Source organism: Centipeda felix, from assembly GCF_900186465.1.
GTDB lineage: Bacteria > Bacillota > Negativicutes > Selenomonadales > Selenomonadaceae > Centipeda > Centipeda felix.
Genome location: NZ_LT891958.1, coordinates 494278 through 513365 on the forward strand (window position 1 = coordinate 494278; position 19088 = coordinate 513365).

At 58.5% G+C, this 19088-nt stretch carries 10 protein-coding genes; all 10 read right to left on the reverse strand.

Going from position 1 to position 19088, the window contains the following annotated elements:
* Window positions 1–13: 13 nt before the first annotated feature.
* The gene (locus tag C1713_RS06815; RefSeq protein WP_102493415.1) at window positions 14–1309 is read right to left on the reverse strand and encodes a PepSY-associated TM helix domain-containing protein; all 1296 of its coding nucleotides are present in this window, start codon (window positions 1307–1309) and stop codon (window positions 14–16) included.
* A gap of 103 nt (window positions 1310–1412) precedes the next feature.
* Window positions 1413–1958: a ribosome hibernation-promoting factor, HPF/YfiA family gene (gene hpf / locus C1713_RS06820; protein ID WP_006690299.1), complete on the reverse strand. Its 546-nt coding sequence runs from the start codon at window positions 1956–1958 to the stop codon at window positions 1413–1415.
* Between the two features lie 191 nt (window positions 1959–2149).
* Window positions 2150–2350, reverse strand: coding sequence for a cold shock domain-containing protein (locus tag C1713_RS06825; protein ID WP_006304954.1), 201 nt, complete (start codon window positions 2348–2350; stop codon window positions 2150–2152).
* Between the two features lie 223 nt (window positions 2351–2573).
* Window positions 2574–5312, reverse strand: a complete 2739-nt coding sequence (locus C1713_RS06830; RefSeq protein WP_102493416.1) for a glycosyltransferase — start codon at window positions 5310–5312, stop codon at window positions 2574–2576.
* Entirely contained in the window at window positions 5309–6226 is a 918-nt protein-coding gene (locus C1713_RS06835) for a tetratricopeptide repeat protein (RefSeq protein ID WP_102493417.1), read from the reverse strand. Before C1713_RS06835 ends, C1713_RS06830 begins: the two co-directional genes overlap by 4 nt.
* Window positions 6213–7574, reverse strand: coding sequence for an O-linked N-acetylglucosamine transferase, SPINDLY family protein (locus C1713_RS06840; RefSeq protein ID WP_420852650.1), 1362 nt, complete (start codon window positions 7572–7574; stop codon window positions 6213–6215). Before C1713_RS06840 ends, C1713_RS06835 begins: the two co-directional genes overlap by 14 nt.
* An 88-nt stretch (window positions 7575–7662) precedes the next feature.
* Window positions 7663–10380, reverse strand: coding sequence for an O-linked N-acetylglucosamine transferase, SPINDLY family protein (locus tag C1713_RS06845; protein WP_102493418.1), 2718 nt, complete (start codon window positions 10378–10380; stop codon window positions 7663–7665).
* Window positions 10377–13610, reverse strand: coding sequence for an O-linked N-acetylglucosamine transferase, SPINDLY family protein (locus C1713_RS06850; protein ID WP_102493419.1), 3234 nt, complete (start codon window positions 13608–13610; stop codon window positions 10377–10379). The genes C1713_RS06845 and C1713_RS06850 overlap by 4 nt, the downstream gene beginning before the upstream one ends.
* Complete coding sequence (locus tag C1713_RS06855) at window positions 13607–15085, reverse strand: glycosyltransferase family 2 protein (RefSeq protein ID WP_102493420.1); 1479 nt, start codon at window positions 15083–15085, stop codon at window positions 13607–13609. Before C1713_RS06855 ends, C1713_RS06850 begins: the two co-directional genes overlap by 4 nt.
* Entirely contained in the window at window positions 15082–18999 is a 3918-nt protein-coding gene (locus tag C1713_RS06860; RefSeq protein ID WP_170950790.1) for a glycosyltransferase, read from the reverse strand. The genes C1713_RS06855 and C1713_RS06860 overlap by 4 nt, the downstream gene beginning before the upstream one ends.
* Window positions 19000–19088 lie beyond the last annotated feature (89 nt).

Below are 19088 nucleotides of genomic sequence, written 5' to 3' on the forward strand. Positions count from 1 at the left end.
CAGCGTCAAACGATCATCTGCGCACGGCGCGTACGAAATACACGATAAGGTACGCACTGAGTACAAGTGCCAGACCCTCGCCTGCCCATCCGCCGTAAATCGGCGCGATGAAGATCACAAGGCTCACCAATGCGACGCGTGCGGGCTCCTCCCACGACGCATTGGAGCGTTTCTGCACGGCGATCTCAGCGGCCGCCGCGATGCACCTCTGCCAGCGCGTCAGCCAGAGCACAATGCCCGTGACAATCATCGCCGCCGTCATGAGGATCAGCAGCCCCCAGAAAATCTTTACGGCAAAGAGCTCATGATTGTGGATGTGAATGTTCAAAAAGAACGGCGCCGCCTTCATCCACGCCGGCACGGGGACGGTAAGCGGCGTGCCGCCGCCCGCCGGAAGATAGACCTGCTCGCCCAGCACAAAGTCCGTCGCGCGCACAGGCGGATCGGCGGTCTGAAAGACGTAGAAGGGATATGACGCTGTCGGCAGCTGCATGGAGATCACATCCCGCGCGGGACTGCTCTCCTCTGCGAGTGCCAGTGCATCTGCGGGACGGAGCGTCTCCGCCTGCTGCTCCTGCGCGGCAAAATGCTCCATCGCCGCAATATGCGCCGTGCGGTGATAATCCCGCATCCCGACCGAGTAGAGGACGATCACAATCCCGCTCACGCACATGACCGTCGCCCATGTTCCCGCGAAGATCGACGTGATCTTGTGCCAGTCCGACCAAAACACGCGGCCGGTCCTGCGCCGGTGTGTACCGAACGCCATGCTCTTCATCATCGGCAGATAGAGATAGATGCCCGTCACAATGGAGACGACCGAGAGGGCGCACATCAGAGCGAGAAAGTCACGCCCGCCCTCCTCCAGCCCCATGCGGACATGAAGAATGTGCATCGTGTGCATAAAGGTCTGTACACCCTCGGAGCGATAGATGCGTTCCTTTCGGTCAAATGTCGTATGCGTACGCACATCGTACATGATCTGCTCGCCGCCCATGCGCATGTGGGAACGCCCTGCCGCGCCGCCGCGCTCCACGACGCGGAAATAGAGCGTCCCATCCGTGTCGTCCGGCGTCACTGCCAGGATATCCTTCGTCGGATACGCCGCACGCACCGCAGCCTCTCCTTCGGGCAGTGCCTGCCAGAGCTTCGCCATCGGCATGGGCTCCCCGCTCTGCGGCATATTCACCGTGTTCCACGCATTGATCTCCCCGCGAAAGAGGAGCGGCAGCCCCGTCAGCGTCAGCAGCAGCAAAAAGAGCGCACAGATCAGACTTACCCACTGGTGAACGGCATAGATTCTTCGCATCGTTTCCTCCTATCTCAATGGCTGCATTATAGCACATCTGTCGAAAAAGGACAGCAAAAAGGACGACCGCAGCCGTCCTTTTCCTCAGAATCCGATCGCGCGATCAGCCCTCTTCGACCTCGATCAGCGCATACTTTCCATCGTGACGCCCGTAGACAATGTTGACCTCCTCCGACTCCGCGTTGCGGAACACGAAGAAATGATGGTTGAGGAGATTCATCTGCATGATCGCCTCCTGCACATCCATCGGCTGGAGCGTGAAACGCTTCGTCTTGACAACGGGGTAGAGCTCATCCTCCTCCGGAATCGGCTGGGCAAACGTCTCGACCGCCTCTGCCTTGAACCCGCCCTGACGGAAACGCCGCGCAAGCTTCGTTTTCTGTTTGCGAATCTGACGCTCAAGCTTCTCGATGACCAGATCAATGGAGCTGTACATATCCTCTGAATGCTCCTCGCCGCGCAGCAGGATACCGCGTGCGACGGGGGCAGTCACTTCCACCTTGTGATGCTTCCCTTCCACAGAGAGCAGAACCGCAATCTCACCGACATTATCGAAGTACTTCGTGATCTTGCCGACGCGCTTTTCCACATAGTCGCGCAGGGCGGGGGTAACCTCGACATTCTTTCCTCGAATCGTGAATGCAGCCATGAAACACAGCCCCTTTCTATCTACGGGAGCAGGAACTCCCTCTTTTACCTGTTTAGTTCGACATAAAGGAGAAAATACCTGCAAAAAAATCGCGCTCACTTCGTTAAATTCAGATTTTTCCCAGGATTTTTCTCATCCATCGTCAAAGGAAAAAGCCCGCTGTGTAAGCCGGGCTTTTCAGATCTTTTGTCTTATTCCTTTTTGACCACATTGTCCGCCTGCGGACCGCGTGCACCCTCGACAATGTCGAACTCCACTTCCTGTCCTTCGCTCAGCGTCTTATATCCCTCACCCTGAATCGAAGAAAAGTGGACGAACACATCATCGCCGTCCTCGCGGGAGATAAATCCATATCCCTTGTCCGCACTGAACCATTTTACTTTTCCCGTCATGTCGGCTCTCCTTTCCATGATAGAATCATCGTGCAAAAAAGGCAGAATCCTTCCCCATTTACACATAACCTGTCTTTATTATAAAAGCCGCCGAAACATCTGTCAATCATTATCCAAAGTCACAGCGAAGAGCAATTATTCATACTCTTTGACATGCCGCAGATGCATAATCAAAAAGCTGCTGTCTTTCCCTGTGAAAAACAACAGCTTTTCTATCGTTATGTTACAGATGGGGAAAAAACTCCGCCACACGCCGCAGGCGCTCCCGTTCCAGCTCCTCCCTGCGGTCAAAGAGTTCCCGATAGACATTCATGTATTCATCAAGATGCCCTGCGAGAAGCCGATGCTCTGCCACATAGCGGTAAGCATTCTCCGCGAGCGTGCGCCTGAGATCAGCGCGGCGGATCAGGAGATCGAGCTTCTGTGCGAACTCCTTCGGACTGCGGTAGATCAGCCCCGTCTCTCCGTCGCGCACCGTCGCCGCGTAGACCGTCGGCGCGGCAAGCACCGCCGCACCGTTTCCTGCCGCCTCGATGAACTTGAGGTCGGATTTGGCGCGGTTGAACTCCGTATCATTAAGCGGCAGGAGAGCGATATCTGAGGCGTGGAGTTCCTCCACATAGCGCTCATAGGGGGCAACGACAGATCCATCCTGCGTGCCGCCGACGTATGATTTCTGCTCCGTCCGCAGCTGCTGATAGAATGTGTAGTCCGACACCACGCGAAAATACAGGCGATCTCCATGCTCCTGAATCGCTGCATTGATGCTTGGCATCAGGGGTTCCCAGTCCGCGCGGCGATTCAGCGCACCGAAGAAAATCGTCACCTGCGATGCATTCCCCTCATAGGTGCGCGCGAACGGCAGCTCTGCCAGTTGATTTTCAAAGAGATAGACATAAGGATTAAATTTCCGCAGATAATCGGCCAAATACTTCGTTGAGGTCTGTACCGCAGAAACGGCGCGGAAGAGAAAATAATGATCACGCGCCGCCGCTTCATTCACATTAGGATGATCGTCCATCTCCTGCAATACGATGCTGCCATGTGATGCAGCCTCTGCCAGCATCTGCCGCACGTTGGCTGTAGGCATGAGGTTGGCACGCTCAAATAGGATGATGCTGTCATGCATGCTTGTCACATCATACAGTTCAAGCGGCGTATCTTTCGCACTCATACACCCCGTAAGCGAAACGCTGCCGCGCGCGGCGAGCAGATTCAGTGGAGCATCCATCCGCACAGGGGCGCATTCCTCCACACGATTCATCAGAATGATGGAAAATGGAGGCGTCTCCTGCTCGTATGCCTTCCGCAGCGCTGCGGGAACCTGAGGAAGCAGAGTGGCAATCCTGCTGTGCTCCTCTCTAAGCCGTGCAAGGACGGACAGATACTCCTCGTGCTCTGTCAAAAACATGCGTTTATGCCAGTATTCTTCGATCAGGCGGCGCCACTCCACACGACTGCGCACGATGACATCTGCCTGTGCGCCCTCCTGCCCTTCATGGCGGCGGTAGAGACTGAGCGGACGCGCAAAGATGACCGCATCGCCGCACTCCATGAGCTCCAGCCACATGACGCAGTCCGAGATGGTCAGATAGCCGCGTGCCTCCGCCTGCCAATAGTGATGTCTGAGATCACGCCGGCGAAATAGCACGGCGGACGGCTCCCCGAGGAAGTTCGCACAATCCATGAGGATCGCACGCCCGACGGCTGTACCACGGTAGCACTCATACGTACCATAAAGAGGGACACTGTCCTTCCATTGGCCTTGATAGTTTCCATCACCGTCAATGACACCGCGCACCGACGTGACCAGTGTCGTGTCCGGCTCGCGCAGGAAGGCATCCATCATCCGCGTGATCTTGTCGGGCAGGAGGATATCATCATCCATGCACCACTGTAGATACTCCCCCTGTGCCAGATGCTCGAACGGCATAAAATTCTCCGCCTTTTTCCGCGCCGCGCGATTGCGCACATAGCGGATGCGCACATCGTCCTCGTACGCCTGCATCAGCTCCGCCGTCCGCTCATCCGTGCTGTTGTCACAGACGATGATCTCGATGTTCGGATAGGTCTGTGCGCGTGCAGATTCGAGTGTCTCACGGAAATAACGGGGACGATTATACGTCGGAATCATGATGCTGACGAGCGGCGCACACAGCGCCGCACTGCGACAGGTAGCGCGCACGAGGGCAGGATCCCACGCTCCGCCAATGCCGTCCAGCGCTCTCTGCCAGAGCATCTCCGGCACACCGACGTCTAGCCCCCATCGCTCCAGAAGTGGTGTGCGCATGGCAGTCAGCGTCAGATCCCAGAGCTCACACTTTCCCGCCGCACGATGCGACACATAGGCAGGCACACGCAGGAGGGTATAGCCTGCGCAGCGCAGGCGGAACGAGAGATCAATATCGGCGCCGCTGCTCCCCTCAAATGCTTCATCAAACTCGCCGTACTGACAAAATAACGTACGGCGCATGAGGAGTGCAAAGTGTTCGAGAAACAGGCTCTCCGTCGGGTATGGCAAATTCGTTCGTACCCACTGCTCCACCTCTATTTTCTGTGCGCTCATCCGTTCCGCATTCAGATACTGCCATGAAAATACGGTATGGTCCGTAAATGGACCAACCGCAGCGATCTGCGCATCGGGGAGAAGCACCTCCGCCATTTTTTCCAGACCGACTGCGGTGAGGATTACCCCCTCCTGCAGGAAGAGCAGCAGATCGCCCGACGCCGCCTCTGCCCCGCGATTGTTCCATGCAGCAGGATATTCCTCCGCCACAGGGAGAACACGGCAGGGCAGATCATGGAGCTCCGCCCGCACGGCGTCCGCCGCTCCCTGCGGAACGGGGACGATCATCTCCGCCGTAAGATTTGCCGCAGACGCCGCCGCAAGGGCGGACTCCGCCGTCTCCCGCAGATATTCCCCCGCCTCCGTCAGCGTAAGGATAAGGCTGAGCGCGCTCATGATTTCAGCGTGCGCAGAAGCATGAAGTCCGTCTGCCCCATCTTTGCCGCGACCTGGAGAGTCTTTTCCCTCTCGCCCATCTCATGCAGAAGCAGTGCCATATTGCGCAGCGTCACATCACAGCCGGGATCAAGCTCAAGCGCCGCCGTCAGGAGCTCCCGTGCCCCCGCATAGTCATCCTGCACGTATGCCGCACCCGCAAAGGCATTGAGTGCCGCCATCTTCTCGGCGGGGCGGATGGGCTGCGCTAGGATCTGTGCGGCCTGCGCCTTAGCGCTGCCGGAGGACTGAGCTGCCGGTGCGGCCGGAACGGATACGCGCGCGATCGGCGCCGCAGCGGATACAGCCGGCGCAGCGGATACGGTCTGTGCCCCCGGTGCAGCCGGTGCGGGGGCAAGTCCCAGAAGTGCCGCGAGATGGGGGTACGCCGTGCGCGTCTTGTCCTGCGCGAGACGTGCGTCGAGCCCTGCACGCTGCTCGATCTCCGCACGCTGTGCAGCGGTAAGTGCGGCCGCATGTACCGCAAGAATATTCTCATAGAGCTTCAGTGCGTCGTCTGTCCGGCGCTCACGCTGGCAGATGCGTGCCAGCAGGATGCGCATATCGACATTGCCCGGATCCACTGAGAGGGCATTCGACACCCAGTCCGCTGCGCGTTTGTAGTCGCCCAGTTCAAAGTAGGCACGTGCCACATCAGCATAGCACTCCTTCGGCGGCTCTCCCTGAGCAAGGGCATCGGCAAAGGCATTGATCGCCTCTGCGTACTTCTCCTTCTTTACATACGCATGAATCTGCTCTGCCGTAATGATTTTCTTCTCTGCCATCGTCATCGTCCCTTTCATCTGCCGTTTCTCTTCCCGCCGCGCACGTTTTTTGCGTGCACGTTCTGCGCGGTTTCTCTTACGTTTTTTCATGAAGACACCGCTCCCATATCATCTGATACGCTGCTTCCATCGCACGCACATAGCCCATGCCGTTCATCAGCGGAGAGGCGCGCATCATGTGCGGAACAGCCGTCTGCAGTGCACTGAGGAGCTCCCTGTCACGCGCCAGCAAAATGGCTCGCTCGATATACTCCTCTGTGCTGCCCGCAATCAACTCGGAAAGGCCTGCATTGTGCAGGAGGCTCACACCGAACCGTGCACCATGACGCGCCCCTGCCCGCACAACGATAGGAAGCCCCATACAGAGTGCCTCACACGTCGTCCCACCACCCTGATACGGAAATGTATCCAGAATCACATCCGCATCCAGATAGTCCGCGAGGTAGTCCTTTGACCCCGGCCGCAGCTCAAGCCGCGCCGGATCGATCCCCGCCCGCACGGCGCGCTTCTTCATCCGCGTCAGCGTCTCCTTCAGCGGATGCACATTCTTCAGCAGGAGCCGCGCCGTGGGCACAGCGCGCAGGATCTCCCCCCACACCGTCAGCATCGCATCCGTGATCTTTGCGAAGTTGTTGAAACTGGCAAAGACGACGTTCTCATGCGGGGTGCGCTGCAGGTGCTCATAGGGACGGAACCGCTCCGACGGGGTAAAGCATAGATGTGTCTGCGGCAGACGCAGAATCTGCTCTGCGAAATTGGCCTCTTCCCCGGGCGGATCACAGAATGGATCACCCAGGAAGTAATCCATCGCAGAAAGCCCCGTCGTGTTGAAGTATCCGATGCCCGAGAGCTGCACAGGCGCAGGGGCATGCGCCGCGATCATCAGTGTCTTTCCGCCCGCCGAATGTCCCGCCAGATCAAAGAGGATGTCGATCCCATCGGCATGGATATGTGCCGCCGCCTCCTGTGGGCTGCACTTCGACAAGTCTTGATAGCCGTCCGCTATCCCAGCAACCCAGTCCGTCACCTCGCTGTGCTGCCCCCCGACATCGTAGAGATGGACGGAGAAGCGCGCTCGGTCGTAGGCGGAAAAGAGCTGTACGGCAAAGTTCAGGACAATGTGGTCCGTCATGTTCGGCGAAAGATAGCCGATGCGCAGCTTATCACGATGATGCGACGCGTGGGAAAACTGCGGTAATGTCCCGAGCATCTGTGCGTATACTGCATGGGCATCGTGCATCATCTCATCCGTAATGCCGTCCACATAGTGGAGGTACATGAGATAGTTGCTCAGTGCAGCAAGGCGATCTCCGTTGTTCTCACGCGGCAGCTCCCACGCCAGCCGCAGATGCGGCAGTGCGGCGGGGAGGTCGGCCAGCCAGTAGAGCAGCTGCCCCATACGCTCGTGCAGTTCCCATGCCCGCTCCTGCGGGAGCATATTGTCCCGTTCGATGTCCCGCAGTATCCGCAGTGCTGTTTCCAGATGTCCCGCTCCCATCGCCTTTTCCACAGGGGCAAAGACACGGCTAGCGGGACGTGTTCTCGCTCTCCCACGCGTTCCAGATGGCACGATAACATTCCTCCATTTCGCGGATGTAGCGTTCCTGATCCATGACGGGTGACGCCTTCATCCGATCACGGAGCTCACGATGCAGGGCATCGAGGAGGTCGAGATTCCCCGCCAGCGCCACGGCCGTCTCGACATAGTCCGAGAGGCTGGTCGACGCGAGATCGGAGAGCCCGATGTTCGCCAAGAGACTGTAGGTAAAGCGCGTGCTGTGCCGTTCCGTATAGTAGGAGACGACGGGAACGCCCATATAGAGCGCGTCGCAGGTCGTCCCGCCGCCTGGCCACGGAAAGGTGTCGAGCGCAATATCCACATCGAGATAGCGCCACATATAGTCCTTGGTTGCACATTCAAACTGCACGCGGCTCATATCAAAGCCGAGCCGCTGCAGTCGCTCGTAGGCCGACTGCACCACCCCTGGTTTTGCATAGGCGTTGTTTTTGAGAAGAAGTCGCGACTGCGGCACACGTTCCATAATCTCCTGCCACGCACGCAGCATAGGATCATAGAATTTTTGGTACTGGTTGAAGGAGGCGAACTGGATATAGCCGCGCCCCCGCGCCGGCGTTCCCGTTGATGCGGGGAGATTCGTATACCCATTATAGCAGAACTGACTCGTCAGGCGCAGGAGTTTTTCCACATAGAGCTCCTCGCTTCCGCTGCCCTCGGGGTCGCAGTAGTGATCCGTCACGAAGTAGTCCACGGCCCGGAGCCCCGTCGTTGCCATGTAGCCAAGCCCCGAGAGCTGGACCGGTGCCGGTTTCCACGCGAGGGCAGCAAGCCCTGTATTTCCTGTATGTCCTGCAAGGTCAAAAAGGATATCCACCTCATCCTCATGGATCTCACGCGCAATACGCACGGTATCCTGCTCATACGAGGTGAGATCACGCCATTTTGTCACGAGCGTCTGAAAGAAGTTCGTATACTGATCTGATTTTCCAAGACTATATACGTAAACGTCAAACGCATTTGCATCATACCCCGCCAAAAACGGCCATATAAAGTACTGCATGACATGCTGCCGAAAGTCCCCGGAGATATAGCCGATACGAATCTTATCCTTTTTTCGTCGGCCCCGATGCGTGTAGGGCCGCACATCAGCAAAGAGCGCGTCATAGCCCAGGCTCTTCTCATAGACCTCCTGCGCACTGATATCGGCCGCATTGAGTTTCATCAGCCCCGCACCGTAGTAGGTAGCACGTAGGAACAGTGTCGGAGCTTCATGCGCATAGGCGATTGCATACTGCGAAACCTGTTCCGGGTCACAATCGGCGGAAGACTGATCCGCATAGGCCTTCAGAAGAGTCGTACGAACCTCTGGCACAACAGAGAGCCCTTCTTCGATGCGCTTTAGTCCATGCTGCACATACGCAAAGGCCCCCACCAGTGTTCCCGGCTCAACGCCTGAAACCGAGAGGTAGAGCCGCGCCCCCTCACGATCCGTGGGAAGCCCCTGTGCGGACATTGCCCACCGTGCCGCCAGCGGGGCTGCACCACCAAAGTGATAGCCCCATGCAAGGCTCATACGCTGCTCCGCAGAGAGTGCATCATGCCCATCTAATTGGTGGGCAACGGCGAGCACGACACTCCAGTTCTGCACCGATGCAGCACGGGCGAGCTCGTCTCTCAATGCAGCAACAGATCGCCCGTCTCCCTCTGCAAGAACTCGTTCATAGGCACGCTCCAGTGCAAATTGAAGCGTCCCCGCATCGCAGAAATCAAACAGCCGCCAGCGCAGCAGTCCATGACACGCTGACAATCGTTCACGGTCAGCGCACAGAGCCAGGCACGCAGCTGCCGCTCCTTGTACGTCGCATCGTGGGGGAAGCTCCAGTTGACACAGCAGTTTTTTTGCATAGCGATCCCGCACAAGATGCTCTGCCGTAATCAAGGGAATCCCATGCGATGCCGCATGGCAGACATCGACGAGATCGACCGACAGGCCAAGCGCGACATCCAGTGTATCGTATGAGAGCTCATCCACGAAGTCAAGGGACGACCCCGCACTGCCGCACGCGGCGATCTGCTCGATGTTCTCCGCGCCCAGTGCCCCCGCGATGGACGCGGGCAAAACGAGATGCACATCGCCGATCGCGGGCAGCAGATACGACAGTAGTTCCAAAAAATGGGAGGATTCGCCTGCCGTCATGCTGCCGCTCACGCCGATGGTTGGGATGCCCGTATCGAGCAGCGGGGGGCGATAGGTATATGCTGTTTTTTCCTCGATCTGCGTATAGCAGTAGGGGAAAACCTCCTGTCCCTCAACCATCGGAAGACGCACGGCAAGCCCTGCGGGAATATGCTCCGCCAGCGACACGATATGCTCTGCCGGCCTCTGCTGGATCACCGCAGCATGATGTGCGCTGACCGCATCGAGTGAAAGATCGACGAGCAGATCGAGATGATCGCGACGAATGCGCTCCGCCGCTTCTTCGGGCGTACACGTACCAACCTCACGTACCGTCGCCTTCTCAGCAAAACGTGACGAATCGCCGCCCATCTCTGTATGATAGGCATAAATTTCATAGCGAAAGGCATCGTACGCTGTGAAGAACATGGGCAGCCATTCGCGCAGTCGCCCTTCACCCAGATCGGCGGAGAGATAGCCCAGTCGAATCTTCTGCAGGCCGCTCCCTGCCTCCACTCGCGCCTTCTGCTTTTTCTTCTTTTTCATCATAGCCCCTGTCCAGCATTTCTCAATGCCATGATATAAGCCTCTTCCAGTGCGCGCATATAGTCCCTCTGATCCATGAGTGGTGATGTCTCCATCTTCCTGCGCAGCGTGCGGTGCATTTCGTCCAGACGATCCAGATCCTCCGCCAGTGAGACGGCGCAGGAGATGTATGCCGCGACAGATGTGACCGCCAGCTCCTCCGCACCGACGAGATGCAGCATCGCATCGGAAAAGCGCGTACTGCGCCGCGTGCCGTACATCGTCACCACGGGCACGCCCATATAGAGCGCGTCGCAGGTCGTCCCACCGCCCGGCCACGGATAGGTATCGAGCGCAATATCCACATCGAGATAGCGCTCCATATAGTCCGTCGTCGCAGGTTCCAGTACGATGCGGTCAAGATCAAATCCCAGCCGCGCAAGGCGTTTCTCTGCCTCCCGCCGCATCGCAGCGGCAAAGAACACCTGCGACTTCAGCAGCAGTTTGGCCTGCGGTACGCGTTCCAAAATCTCCCGCCATACACAGAGCATCTCGTCGGTCCACTTGCGGTACTGGTTGAACACCCCGAAGAGGATCGATCCACGCTGACGCGCGGGCGTCCCCGTCGGCGCGGGCAGCCCCGCGCGCGGCACATAGACAAACTGGCTCGGCAGACGGATCAGCTTCTCGGTGAAATACCGTTCACTCTCACCACCAATGGGGTCGCACAGCGCATCCGTGAGGAAGTAATCGACGGCAGAAAGCCCCGATGTCGCCATATAGCCGAGTCCCATCATCTGTACGGGAGCGGGACGGCGTGCGAGCACGGGCAAGGCGCCGCCCGCCGCGTGTCCCGCCAGATCGACGAGAATATCGACCTCATCCGCATGAATCTGCGCGGCGATCTCCTCCGCCGTGCGTCCGCCCATCTCCCGCCACTGATCCGCATGTGGACGCAGCCCAGCCGTCACCTCATCCGGCTGCTCCGCCGTGCTGTATACATAGACCGCAAAGCGCGTGTGATCATACATCGTCAGAAAGGGCTGCACGAAATGCTGCAACACATTGCGGCGAAAGTCCGGCGAAATATAGCCCACGCGAATTTTTGGATGCGCGTATGATTTCCCGTAGGTATACTGCGGCACGTGAGCGAGGAGCTCACCGTAGGCACAATGCGCCCGAAAGAGCTCCTCGTCATCCACATCCTGTGCATTCTTCGCCAAAAGGAAGGAACTATACAGCGCCGGATCGGACGGCTCCTCCTCATAGGCGCAGCGATAGTACTCCGCCGCCCGCACAGCCCCCATCCGATAGGCAACGGCGGCACGCAGCCGCATGAACTCATGGCGCAGCGCATTGCTCCCCGTCTTCAGATACGCCTCCGCGAGAGCCATCGCGCGCGGCAGATCCCCCTGCCGTTCTATGGCGTAGGTGTGAAGATAGCGGAGCATATCCTCCGCTGCGCCATATGCCATGGCATCCTCCGCGAGCTCCTGCGCCGCAGTATACTGCTCTGCCCGAAGGAGGGCAAAGAGCCGCTCCCGCAGAGCCTTACTATCCTTATAGATACTATCGTCATGATCATCAATGGACTTTAGCTGTTCACTGTGCTGTTCATAGATTGACCATACCTGTTCGTATGCCGCGCCGACCGCCGCGCCGTATCCTGCCGCATCCATCACGGGTGACTGCGCCAACATCCCACGCAGTCCCGTATGCAGGGCATCCAGCGTCTGTCTATCCCCGGCGAGAGAAACGGCCAAGGCGATATACTCCTCCTCCGTATGAGCAACCAGCGCCTCTGCCCCGATGTTCACGAGGAGGGATGCGCCGAAACGACTGCCGAGTGTTTCCCCTGAAAGCGTCACCACGGGCACGCCCATATAGAGCGCATCACAGGTCGTCCCGCCGCCGGGATAGGGGAATGGATCGAGCGCAATGTCCATGCGGTTGTACGCCGCGAGATAGTCCGGAGAATTTCCCTCTGCATCCACACAGCTCGTGGGAATGCCTGCCGCGGCAATCCGTTCCAGCACCTCCGCGTGCGCATCATCCTCGGAAAAAATGTCCGCCTTGAGAAAGAGCTGGCTCTCCGGCACACGGCGCAGGATCTCCGCCCATACGCGCAGGACACGGTCATTGACCTTGGTAAAGTTATTAAAGCTGCCAAACACAATGCCGCGGCCGGCGGCCGGCGGATGCACGGCGGCGGGAGCGGGGCGGAGCGGCTGCCAGCAGAAATGCGTCGCGGGGAGAACGAGCAGTTCCTCGGTAAAGCCCTGCTCTGCATCTCCTGCGGCAAGGACGGGATCGGCGAGGAAGTAATCCACCGCTCTGAGTCCCGTGGAGGCGAAATAGCCGATGCCCGAGATCTGGACGGGCGCGGGACGATAGGCGAGAATCGGCAGCGTACTGCCCGCCGTATGCCCCGCAAGGTCAACGAGGATGTCGATCCCGTCGCGATAGATCGCATACGCTGCCGCCTCCGGTGTGAGGCGTAACAGATTACGAAAGCCCTGCACCGAACGCTTGACCTGCTCCGTATAGGCGTCCTCCGCGCCGAGCGCATAGACGGTCACCGCAAAGCGCGCAGGGTCGAGCGCCGTCATCAGCGCATACGAAAACGAGAGCACCACATGCTCTCTGACATCGGGAGAGAGATAGCCGATGCGAAGCCGCTGCCCTCGTCGGTGTGCACGGTGATCAAGCCCCTGAATCGCAGCAAAGAGACTGCCGTATTCCTCTGCCGCCTTCCGCTCCTCCGCGGGCGCAGCAGGAAGATAGTGACGGTTAAAGAGCACATTGCTCGCGTTGAGTGCACGCAGCGCGAGATTTGGCGCGGCATCGCGCGCACGCGCATAGAACGCGACGGCCTTATCCGCAGCACCAAGAAAACGCGCGCACTGCCCCGCGAGATTATAGACTTTCTCCGCGACCTCCGCAGACATGGGCGCATCGAAAAGAGGCGTCAATACGCGCAGCGCCGCTCTGCGCTCTCCCATAAGGAGGTGGATGCGTGCACGCAGAAAGATCGTATAGGGCTCGTGCGGCGCACGCGCCCTGCACTCCTGCCACGCCTTCATGGCACCCTTCGCATCCCTCTCCTCAATGCAGAGCGCCGTCAGGAGACTTGCCGCCTCCGCCGGCTCATAGCGACGCAGCTTCTCGATGCTGCGCCGCGCTTCCCGCACGGCCCCGCGCTCAAGCGCCGCAAAGATACGGTCACGCAGTGCCTCAAGCTTCTGCCCGTTCATTGCCGCACCTCCGCCAGCCGCGCAATTCTCCGCAGCATCTGCTGTGCTTCGGGTGCCGCGAGGACCTCGGTACAGGAACGCGGCAGGAGGACGGAAAGAGCCCCCTGCTGCTCTGCAGAAAATCCTGTTCCACAGGCTGCACCGACCGCAGCAGCACACTCCATTTCCTCGATGAGCGATGCCGCCGCCGCATTCGCATCCCCCGCGAGCAGGAGGCGGCGGCGCGGCGGAAACTTTGCCGTACTACGCCGATCATAGTAGAGCGCTGCGCGGGGAACGTCCGCGCCTGCCAGCACCGAAGCGAGAAATGCCGCATCTGCCTCACGATCATAGATCCCGTTCAAGATCTCGATCATGGCGGCATCGTCTGCGCCGACCGCCGCCATGATCCGCAGAAACGCGGCGAGGAGTGGTGCATGACGCGGATTCAGGCGGAGTGCATGCTCTGCCGATAGGATCGCCTCCTCCCGTGCATTGCGCAGCAGTGCCGCCTCGCCGAGACGCATATACGCCGTTGGAAGAAGCACGGCAGAGAAGTCCCCCTCACGATAGTGTTCCTCATGCAGATGGATCCCCTCCGCATAAGCAGCACATGCCGTCATGATATACGACTGATCCCACGCATACGTCCCGTAGATCAGCGGATAGTCCGCCTTTTCCGGAAGAGCCGCACGCGCCGCATCATACGCCTCTCGAATCTCCGCATCCGATGCCCCCATCAGAATGAGAGACTGCAGGAGGACCGCATGGGGGCGATTCTCCGAACCGACCGGCCGATCCGCACTGTCCCGTGCAAGGCGTGCATAGTGTGCCGCCTGCGGATAGTCCTCAAGCGTATAATAGCAGTCCATCAGATGGTATTCGTCGAGTTTCGCGTACTCTCCGCGTGCACGGCGCGCAAGGAGGAGCTCCAGATCGCGCTGCGACTTGCCCTTGATGATGCGCGGCGAGTAGCCCGTGTGATAGAGTGTCAGACCGGGCGCGATCATCATCTGCCGCGCCGTATCGCCGCTGAGATTCTCTATGTGTTCATGAATGCTGCCCACAAAGCGGATGTGCGGTGCACGGCGGAAGATCCGCTGCACCTCGGCACTCGTCCCGAGAAGCGCCCCCGTATCCACGTCGATATTGACGAGATGCACGATGAAGCCGTCAAGATACGGATGTGCGTCGTACTCCTCAAGCAGAGGGCGCACGCGCGGATTGCTCTCCTCCGTAAAATACTCATCGGCATCGGGGAAGACGATCCAGTCGCCCGTCGCCGCATCGAGCGCAAAATTTTTCGCTGCGGAAAAATCGTTGATCCAGTCGAAACGGAGCACACGCGCGCCGCCCGCACATGCAATCTCCACACTCTGATCCGTCGAACCCGTATCGACGACAATCATCTCATCAGCAAAACTGCGCATCGAGGCGAGCCAGCGCGGAAGGTTCTCCGCCTCATTCTTTACAATGACACACGCTGAGATTTTCATCCGATCCACTCCATCAATTCCCTCGCCTTGCGATGTGCAGGAGCCGTCGCCAGTGCCTGCATGAGATACTCACGTCCCGCGTCCGTGTCATCCATGCGTATCGTGCAAAGCCCCGCACCATAGAGAGCATCCGCATCCTGCTCCTGCTGCGCACAGAGTTCCCATGCCGCACGCGCCGCCGCATGGCGTCCCGCCGCCATATAGGCATCGGCAGCAATACGCAGTTCCTCCACGCCGTATGATACCACAATGCGCAGGAAACGCTCCGTCTGCGCCGTATCCGCATGGCGTACAAACGCCTCGCGCACGAGATGAAGTCCCTCCGCGCGCTGCGGGCGCGGGACGGCATCCGGTTCATCGTAATGCCGCCAGAACTCCTGCATCTCCCGCGGCAGAAGGCCGCGCAGCCGCTCATAGAGACGCGGACTTTCCGCGTGCGTGGATTGTCCGAGGCGGAGCAATACCTCGGGCATCTCCCGTACGTCTCCCGCAAGCGTTTCAACGATATGCTGTCCCAGTTCTGCGGGCGCATCCGAACGCATCCACCGATAGGGGAGAGGCATTGGGAACTCCGTGCCCGTCTCTTGCCGATACATATCGCGTGCCGCCTCGCCAAAGTGCAGCCAGCCGTAGCTGTCAGCAAAACGGATAAGATACGAAAGGCTCTCCCGATCTCTGCCGAGCCGCTCGCGGAGTGCTGTGAGCAACGCGCCCGTATCCATATCGCGATGCAGCTCGACCAATGCATCCATGGTCTCCTCCATCGCCGTTCCGAGCGAGAACGCGCGCGCAAGCTCCTCCTCAGCCGCCGTACGCGCTCCCGCCGCGGCAAGAATACGCGCGCGTGCCGCCGACACCGCACCTGCCCATGCAGCGAATGCCGATGTTTCGCCGCCCGTATCCTCGGGCTGCGCATAGAGCTCCATCGCACGCGTCAATATAGGAAGTGCATCCTCTCCCGCTGCATCCAGGAGAAGGCCAAGCCGCCCATAAAAGTCCGGCAGATGCGGAAAGGCCTCGCATGCCGCATGCGCCGCTGCGATCTGCTCGGCAAGAGGAACATTCTCCTTCTCCATCGCATCGAGCAGGAGGTGATGGAGGTGACTTTGCGCGCCGACGGACGTGACATTTTCCTCCAAGGCCGCACGCACATAGAGCAGCGCCGATGCGTACTGTCCAAGACCATAATAGATATCGGCGAGATAGCGATAGTCCCCCGGACGAAGGCCCTCCTCGCTGATGCGCCGCTCCATCAGGGCAAGGTTGCGCGCGTGCTTGGCACGGATCCGCCCTGCCGAGTACCCCACGTGGCGGATGGCGAGGGCGACGGGCTCATGATAGAGCTGCGGCGCACCGTCCTTCTTCTGCAGTGCCTCATGCACCCTTCCCTCGTAGAAAAGCCCACGGCCCATCCGCAGGAGGCGGATGTGCGGCGCACGCCCGATCTCATGGTCATCATCATCCTCATCCACATGCACAATCGGCAGAAGGACAGCATCTTTATGCGGCATCACGACATCCATCATCGCTAGATAAGAGCGCAGTTCGGAGGGGTCAAAAAAGCTCTCATCCACATCGAGCACGACTGCCCAACTTGCATTCGCATGTGCCAGCACGGCATTGCGCGCAGCGGCGAAGTCGTCCTGCCAGAGGAAATCATAGACCTTCGCACCTGCGCTCTCCGCACATTCCCGTGTACCGTCCGTCGATCCCGTGTCGAGGACGATGCGTTCATCCGCATAGGCCGCGGCATTTTCAAGCCAGCGCTCCATATCCTGACGATCATTGCGCGCAAAGACGCATGCTGCAATGCGGATCTCATGTGTGTGGGCATCGATACGCTGCCAGATCTCTGCGCGGCGCTGCAGCTCCGCTCTCATCTCATCCGTAAAAAGGGACTGTTCCGTTCCCGTGGGGGACGCCAGCTCCAGTGCCGGCACAGCCGCCGCTGCCGCCTCACGATAGCAATGAAATGCCGCCAGAGCCTCCGCATACTCCGCATGCATCTCGGGCAGCTCCGGAAACGCCTGCACGGCCTTTTCCGCAAGAGCCAGATACGCATCCCGCCGCATTGGCTGCATCCCATAGATGCGCAGCAGAATACGCCAGCAGCGGCTCGCATAGACGATGCAACGCCGTCCGAGTGCCACATCCTTGCGTGCGTACTGCTCTGCATGATAGACGTCGCCCAGATTATCATAGGTCTCCGCGAGATAGCCCAAGATCCGCTCCGGCTCCTTGGTCGTCTCGAGTTCCGCCAGCAGGATACGCAGATTGCGCTCTCCCTTTTCACGTGTAAGCACAGCAGAGTAGCCAGTATGCACGAGTGTCAGCAGGGCAGGAGCAACGGCATTCGTTTTTGGCACAGTGCCATCTGTATCACGCAACTCTTCATGAATACGGCCAACATAGCATCGTCCTGTACGGCGGCGAAAGATGCGCGGCGCATAGGAATCCAACAGCACTTCGCCCGTCACTTCGTCGATATTATGCCAAGGGATGAGAAGCACCTCAGCACTCTCGGCATCCGCCGCCGTGACCGCCGTGCGGAGATTTCCTTTTGTCTCATCTGAAAAGTACTCATCTGCATCGATAAAAACAATCCAATCCCCTGTGGCATGGGAAAGTGCAGCGTTGCGCGGCGCAGCAAAGTCATCCGCCCAAGAAAATTCGTACACAGCAGCTCCGCAGGTCTGCGCGGCTGCCACAGTGTCGTCATGCGAGCCCGTATCAACGACGATGATCTCATCCACAGCATCCCTGATGCTTTCGATTGATTTTTTCAGGTGGACGGCGTCATCGCGCACAATATAGCAAGCACTGATGCGAATATCCTCTGCGTTTTCAACAGTATTTCCCTGCATATATGCCCTTTCTCTCTCCTGCCAGTGCTTTGCCTGTACTTCATTCCCCAGATGCGTATCGATCTGAGCGAGACGCGCTGCCACACGCGCAGCCACCATGGGGTTAAAGAAGCTCGAATCGTGAGTTTCGGAAAAGCCATGATCAAATTTATATAGTGCCGTCGTCAGACACTCTGCCGCCTCAGGATATCGTATCAGTCCGCAGAGAATCATCCCGCGCTGCGCATAGAAATCGGGAAGATCTGGGTACTTCGCAAGAGCCTCATCAGCAAGGGCAAGCATTTCCGAATCAGAATAGTGCAGCGCACGCATCGACTCGATCATCTGATGATAGATCTTGCTCCCTGTCCCGACAAGAATCACATCACTTGCCAATACCTTACGTGAGAGGGAAAGAACACGTGCATAATCCTGCAGCCCAAAGTAGCAGTCCGCCAGATAGGCATCGTGCATCGTCGTATGCCCATGCCGGGCCGCATCCTCCTCCAGCATGGCAATATTGCGTTTTATCTTCTCCGATCCTCGCTCTGATAGATATCCCGTATGACCAAGAGAAAGATCCTCATCTGCATAGACGAGAATCCACCGCTCTCCGTCGTCGCGTACCAGCTGCTCGTGAATCATTCCCTCGTAGTGCATTCCCGGCATACGAAAGATACGCGGGGATCTCTCATAATCGGCATCTTGCCCAATGGTACTTCGATAACTGTATAGACCGACCATGACGATATCCCATTGCATCTGATCATGCACAATCTCTGTGATCGCCTGACGCACTTTATATGGGTGCAGAAAATATTCGTCTGCGTCCAGGAAGATAACGATATTTCCCGTTGCATACTGCAGCGCCTTATTGCGGGCAAGAGAAAAATCATTCCCCCATACGAAGTCATGAACCTCTGCCGAAAACGCAGTACATACGTCCCGCACCGCAGAGCTGCCCGCCGTTGAAACAACGATGATCTCATCCACGGCAGCTCGTACAGAGGCAAGAGAACGGCGCAGCTCCTCCGCTTCATCCTTGACAATATAGCACGCAGATATTCTCATCCGGTACACCCTCTCTCTACGCTCCATTATACGCGATACAGGAATTTTTGGCAAAAAAAGAACCCCTCCCCGAGGGGAGGGATTCCTGA